This is a genomic window from Flavobacterium sp. (assembly GCF_046317795.1).
Lineage (GTDB): Bacteria > Bacteroidota > Bacteroidia > Flavobacteriales > Flavobacteriaceae > Flavobacterium.
Window position 1 is genome coordinate 1 of the sequence record NZ_JBKCVI010000141.1, and the last position, 5407, is coordinate 5407.

The window sequence follows — 5407 nt, forward strand, 5'->3', positions numbered from 1 at the left end:
AGAAACTTTTGTACTTCCCGAAGGAAAAGTGCAGGAAGAAACGATGTATGTTCCCGGGACAGACGGTTTAAAGATGAGTAAATCTCGTGGTAACATCATCAATATTTTCCTAGAAGATAAAGCGTTGCGTAAGCAAATCATGAGCATTGAAACCGATAGCACACCACTTGAAGAACCCAAAAATCCTGACACTTGTAAAATATTTGCTATCTATAAATTGGTTGCCAATGAAACTCAAATTGACGAGATGAAAATCAAATATGCCAATGCCAATAAGGATTTTGGGTATGGACATGCTAAGCAAACGTTGTTTGAACTACTTCTTGAAAAGTTCAAAACCGAAAGAGAAAAATACAATTACTACATGAGTAATTTGCCCGAAATTGATGCTTTATTGCAACAAGGTGCTGCAAAAGCTAGTAAAGTTGCTGATGGTGTTTTGGAAAGAGTGAGAGTGAAATTGGGGTTTAAATAGATTACTTCTTAGACTTATCCAACGGATTTATACTTGCTCCTTGTGATTCTATATTTAAATTTCCATTTGTAAATGTAATTACCGCATCATTCAAAAAACGATAATCCGTTTCGAGAATTTCTTTTGCCGCTGGAATTAACTCGCAAAAACGGTATTCCACTACTGAATGATTTCTTATAAATAAGTTCTTATTGGCCTCCGTTTGAAAAGTTCCCCATTTTTTGCCTGCATATAAATTAAAAATCGTTTCCGTATAACTACTAGTAAAGTTAATCTCTAGATTATCTCCTGCTTTTATAAAATGAGCACTTTTGGGCATTTTTATGGAATCGAAAAGCACTGCATTTTCAAGCAAAACCATGTCATAGATGGTGTTATTGGTTACTGTAATGTAATGATTACTGTCGCCACTTGGTGGATTTTGATAAAACGTTTCGAATGGATTATCCCCTGTTTTTAAAGTACTATTTTGTTTTAGTTGTTTAATTTCTGTTTCCTTATAACTGGTTAAAAAAACCTGAAAACTATCAATTGCATATTTCATGTTGGTGTAGTATCGATCTATTTTTGGTGGTTCTGGTTTGTATTCAGTTTCGTCATCATACATAACCTCATCATTACTGTAGCTATTAAAATCATACGAATTAAAAAAAACTACTATCCGAATAAAAACAAAAAGTCCAACCACCACATAAACCCAGGTTAAGTTTCTCTTTTTCGGAATATAGGCCTCAAATTTAGTGTCGGCTATGTCTTTATTTCTTCTAATTTTTTGAGTAAAATCGTCATCAAAAGCAGTATAGTTATTGATGGCTAAAAAGGTTTTGTTTGCTAATTCCGAATTTGAATCTTGAGTAAAGACAGACGTAATTGCCTCAAACAAATCCTTAACCTTTTGTTCTATTTCCTGATCTTTTATCTGACTTAGAAACGAAAAAAAATGGCGGTCTTTGATATATAAAATCTTAGAAAAATTACCGTAGGGTGGTTTTATAATTTTAATAGCATCATCTAATTTATCTAATGCATACTGTTTTATTGTAAAATTTAATTGGTCTGGAAAACACTTATGCGCTTATACCAAAACACCAATTTTTTCAAAGGTGTTGGCTTCTAGATTCTGAGTGAAAAACAAATTCAATTCATTGCCAAAAAACTGCTGAACAAAAGCTTTTACTTTATCTATTTCAAAAGATTGAAATTCGTTAGAGAAATATGTTCTTGGATATTCTTTGTTGGCAAAAAAATTAAATAATACTCTATTGTTTAATACCGCCTGAAACGATACAACATCGCTCTTTAATGCTTTTAAAAGTGAGGTGATATCTGAATCTTCAATTTCTGGATTGTCTTCCTTTTGTGCAATTAATTGTTTTTTTAATTGTATAAAATCGGTTCTAGATAAAGTGCCAATTTTTGATTTATCAAGTGAGACCGATTCTAATAATGCAATTATATTCATCTGTATAAACTCTATTTAAAAACAAAAGTAATGGATAATTTTAAATTAAACGGCTTCAAACAATTTCCCAGGCAAAGGTCGAATCACACCTTTCAATTCCATGTTCAGCAAAATAGAAGAAATTCTATAAATAGGGAAATCACATTCGAGGGCAACTATATCTAAAAGTTGCTTCCCGTTTTTTTGGAGGTAATCATAAATTTTTTGTTCCTCGTTATCCAAGGAAACGAATAGCTGTTTTTGAATCGCTTTGTCATTACTTGATTTTGAAGCTGTCTCCAATTCCCAGCCCAAATTATATATCAAATCGGCAGCCGAAGTCATAAGATTTGCCCGTTGTGTTTTGATTAAATCATTGCAACCTTGACTAAATTTATCAGTAATTCTTCCTGGTACTGCAAACACATCCCGACTGTAATCGTTAGCTAAGTTTGCCGTTATTAACGAACCTCCTTTTTCGGCACTTTCAATTACGATAGTCGCTTCACTCATTCCGGCAACAATACGATTTCGGCGTACAAAATTTTCTTTGTCGGGATTGGAATTACTCCAAAATTCGGTTAGAAAACCGCCGTTTTGTTCCATTTTGGCAACGAATTTTTTATGCGTTTTGGGATAAATTTGGTTTAATCCGTGTGCCAAAACGCCTATCGTTTGCAAATTATTATCCATCGCCGCTTGGTGCGCCACAATATCAACGCCATAGGCAAAACCGCTAACAATTATTGGGTTAAAAATGGCTAAATCTTCTATTAATTTTTTACAAAATTCGGTACCATAAGAAGTAATTTGTCGAGTACCAACAATGCTGATTAATTTTCTGTTTTCAAAGTTGATATTCCCAGCTGAAAACAGTAAAAGTGGTCCATCAATACAATGCTTTAATTTGTCAGGGTAGTTGTCATTTTGATAATACAAAACATTATAATTTTCAGTCTGAATAACTTGCAATTCCCGTTCTGCCTTTTCAAAAATGGATTTATCTTTTAAATTTTTAATTAAAATATCTCCAATTCCGTCAATGGACTTTAACTGCTTGGATTTGGCATGGAAATTATTTTCTGCTGAACCGCAGTGGTTTATTAGTTTTTTTGCAACAATGTCACCAACGCCTTCAACTTGCAGTAATGCTAAAACATGGAAAAGTTCTGAGTTGTTCATATCAATAAATTACTACACAAATTAATTGTTTTTTATTTGAATTGTTAATAAAAATTATGAATAATTTTTTGATACTACTATTGTTTCTCTAAATTTGTTGCTATGAAGATTGAACAATACCTTTCCCAATTATTATACCGTTATCAGTGTGTTACAGTTCCAGGATTCGGTGCTTTTTTGACCGAATTCCATTCGGCACAAATGGATGAAAGTTCACATTCTTTTTATCCTCCAAAAAAATTAATTTCATTCAATCCTTATTTGAAAAATAATGATGGATTATTGGCAAACCATTTGGCGCAAGCCGAAAAAATGTCCTATGAAATTGCAGTAAATGCCATTCAAAATGAGGTATCACATTGGAAAACAAAAATTCAAGAATTTGGATATTTTTCAATAAAAAACATTGGTGAATTCTCTTTAAACGCCGAAAAAAATTTAGTGTTTGTACCGGTTGATCAAATTAATTATTTGAAAGAATCCTTTGGCTTAAGCTCATTTGTTTCTCCTTCTGTAAAACGCGAAGTTTATAAAGAACTTATTGAATCCATTGAGGAGAAAGCACCTATCGCTTTTACTCCAGAACGACGAAGAAAATTTTCTGCATTGAAATATGCTGCTATTTTCACGATTTCTTTAGGATTGATGGGTGTTGTAGGATACAAATTGTATGAGAATTATTTAAACCAAATTGAACAAGAAACCCTGATTGTGCAGTCAAATGTTCAGAAAAAAATAAATCAAAAAATACAAGAAGCAACTTTCTTTATTGATAATCCTTTGCCTAGCGTGACACTTACTGTTGCAAGTGAAAAAAGACCTTATCATGTTGTTGCTGGTGCTTTTAGATTAGAAACCAATGCTGAAAATGCTTATAATTCATTGTTGAAATTAGGGTTTAAAGCCAAAAGATTACCTCCCAATAAACACGGTTTACACCCAGTTTTGTATGGAAGTTATACTTCTTACTCGGAAGCAAGACAGGCCATGAATGACATTCAAAAGCTAGACAACAAAGACGCTTGGCTATTGATTCAAGAATAAAATATTCCCGAGAAATCGGGATTTTTTGTTTTCTGTAATTACCTTTGTAAAAAAATTGAAAATGAACCCTAAACACCCTTCTGAGTCTTTAACCGTTTTAACCGATTTAGTTTTACCAAGTGAAACTAATCCTTTAAATAATCTTTTTGGTGGCGAATTGCTTGCTAGAATGGACAGAGCGGCAAGTATTGCAGCGCGAAGACATTCTCGAAGAATTACTGTTACTGCTTCAGTTAATCATGTTGCTTTTAACAAAGCCATTCCGCTCGGAAGTGTGGTTACTGTGGAGGCAAAAGTGTCGAGAGCATTTACATCTTCAATGGAGATATATCTTGATGTTTGGATTGAGGATAGAGAATCTGGTGTGAGAACAAAAGCCAATGAAGCGATTTATACTTTTGTCGCAGTTAATGAAACTGGAAGCCCAGTTCCTGTTCCACAAATAATTCCCGAAACGGATGAGGAAAAATCCAGATTTGACGCTGCTTTAAGAAGAAAACAATTGAGTTTAGTATTGGCGGGAAAAATGAATCCGCATGATGCAACAGAGTTAAAAGCGTTGTTTTTATAACAAAATCACGTCTAGTTCAAAAAAACGAAACGGGATTTTTTTATCTTACAGATAACCAACTTGTCGGATTAAAATAGGTCGTGTTTTGTGAAACCATAAATTTAAGAATCGTTTTCCCCTCACCATCGGTTCTTATTTTTCCTAAACTTTGCTTCGCCGAAACTTTATCGCCTACTTGAACATTTACCGAACTCAAATTTTGATAAATGGTGAAAAAGTCTCCGTGTTTGACAATAACAGCTTTCTTTAAAGGTGTAATTAGTTGTACTTGAGTAACTTCTCCAGAAAATACTGCTCTAGCGTTAGAGCCACTTTCCGTAGAAATTTCCACACCGCTGTTATGGACAATTAATGTTTTAAAAACCGGATGTGGTTGATCTCCGTAGCCCAAACTGATTGCTCCTTTTTCTACTGGCCAAGGCAATCTTCCTTTATTTGCTTTAAAATTATCCGAAACCAATTTTCCTTCTGGAGTTAAAACAATTTTTGTAGATGACTCTATCGCTTTCTTTTCGGCGGCAGTGGTTTTTGGATTTGTTTTTGCATTAGCAGCAGCTGTTTTTTTATTGGCAGCAGCAATAGACTCACGAATTAATTTTTGGATTTGAGCATCAATTTTTTTAGTTTCTTGTTGTTTTTTCTTGATTTCTGCTGTTATTTTTACTTTTTCTTTCTTGATTTGATTGGCAATTTT

Annotated in this window: 6 protein-coding genes and 1 pseudogene; 3 read left to right on the plus strand and 4 right to left on the minus strand. The window is 33.4% G+C overall.

Annotated elements, in window-relative coordinates; genetic code table 11:
• Positions 1-475, plus strand: a pseudogene (locus ACK5ON_RS08380) (tryptophan--tRNA ligase); the annotation flags it as partial.
• A gap of 1 nt (position 476) precedes the next feature.
• Here ACK5ON_RS08380 and ACK5ON_RS08385 read toward each other — a convergent pair.
• From ACK5ON_RS08385 to dprA, 3 genes are all read right to left on the minus strand, one after another.
• The gene (locus ACK5ON_RS08385; protein WP_409821612.1) at positions 477-1358 is read right to left on the minus strand and encodes a hypothetical protein; all 882 of its coding nucleotides are present in this window, start codon (positions 1356-1358) and stop codon (positions 477-479) included.
• A 192-nt stretch (positions 1359-1550) separates the two neighbouring features.
• Positions 1551-1937, minus strand: coding sequence for a hypothetical protein (locus ACK5ON_RS08390; RefSeq protein ID WP_409821614.1), 387 nt, complete (start codon positions 1935-1937; stop codon positions 1551-1553).
• A gap of 45 nt (positions 1938-1982) precedes the next feature.
• Complete coding sequence (dprA, locus tag ACK5ON_RS08395) at positions 1983-3098, minus strand: DNA-processing protein DprA (RefSeq protein WP_409821616.1); 1116 nt, start codon at positions 3096-3098, stop codon at positions 1983-1985.
• Between the two features lie 102 nt (positions 3099-3200).
• On the opposite strand from dprA, the gene ACK5ON_RS08400 reads away from it, so the two are divergent.
• The gene (locus ACK5ON_RS08400; protein ID WP_409821618.1) at positions 3201-4142 is read left to right on the plus strand and encodes an SPOR domain-containing protein; all 942 of its coding nucleotides are present in this window, start codon (positions 3201-3203) and stop codon (positions 4140-4142) included.
• A gap of 61 nt (positions 4143-4203) precedes the next feature.
• Positions 4204-4713 carry an acyl-CoA thioesterase gene (locus tag ACK5ON_RS08405; protein ID WP_409821620.1) on the plus strand — a complete coding sequence of 170 codons (510 nt, stop codon included), beginning with the start codon at positions 4204-4206 and terminating at the stop codon, positions 4711-4713.
• A gap of 40 nt (positions 4714-4753) precedes the next feature.
• Here the strand turns inward: ACK5ON_RS08405 and ACK5ON_RS08410 are convergent.
• On the minus strand, positions 4754-5407 hold a 654-nt coding region (locus ACK5ON_RS08410), incomplete at its 5' end, for a murein hydrolase activator EnvC family protein (RefSeq protein WP_409821622.1).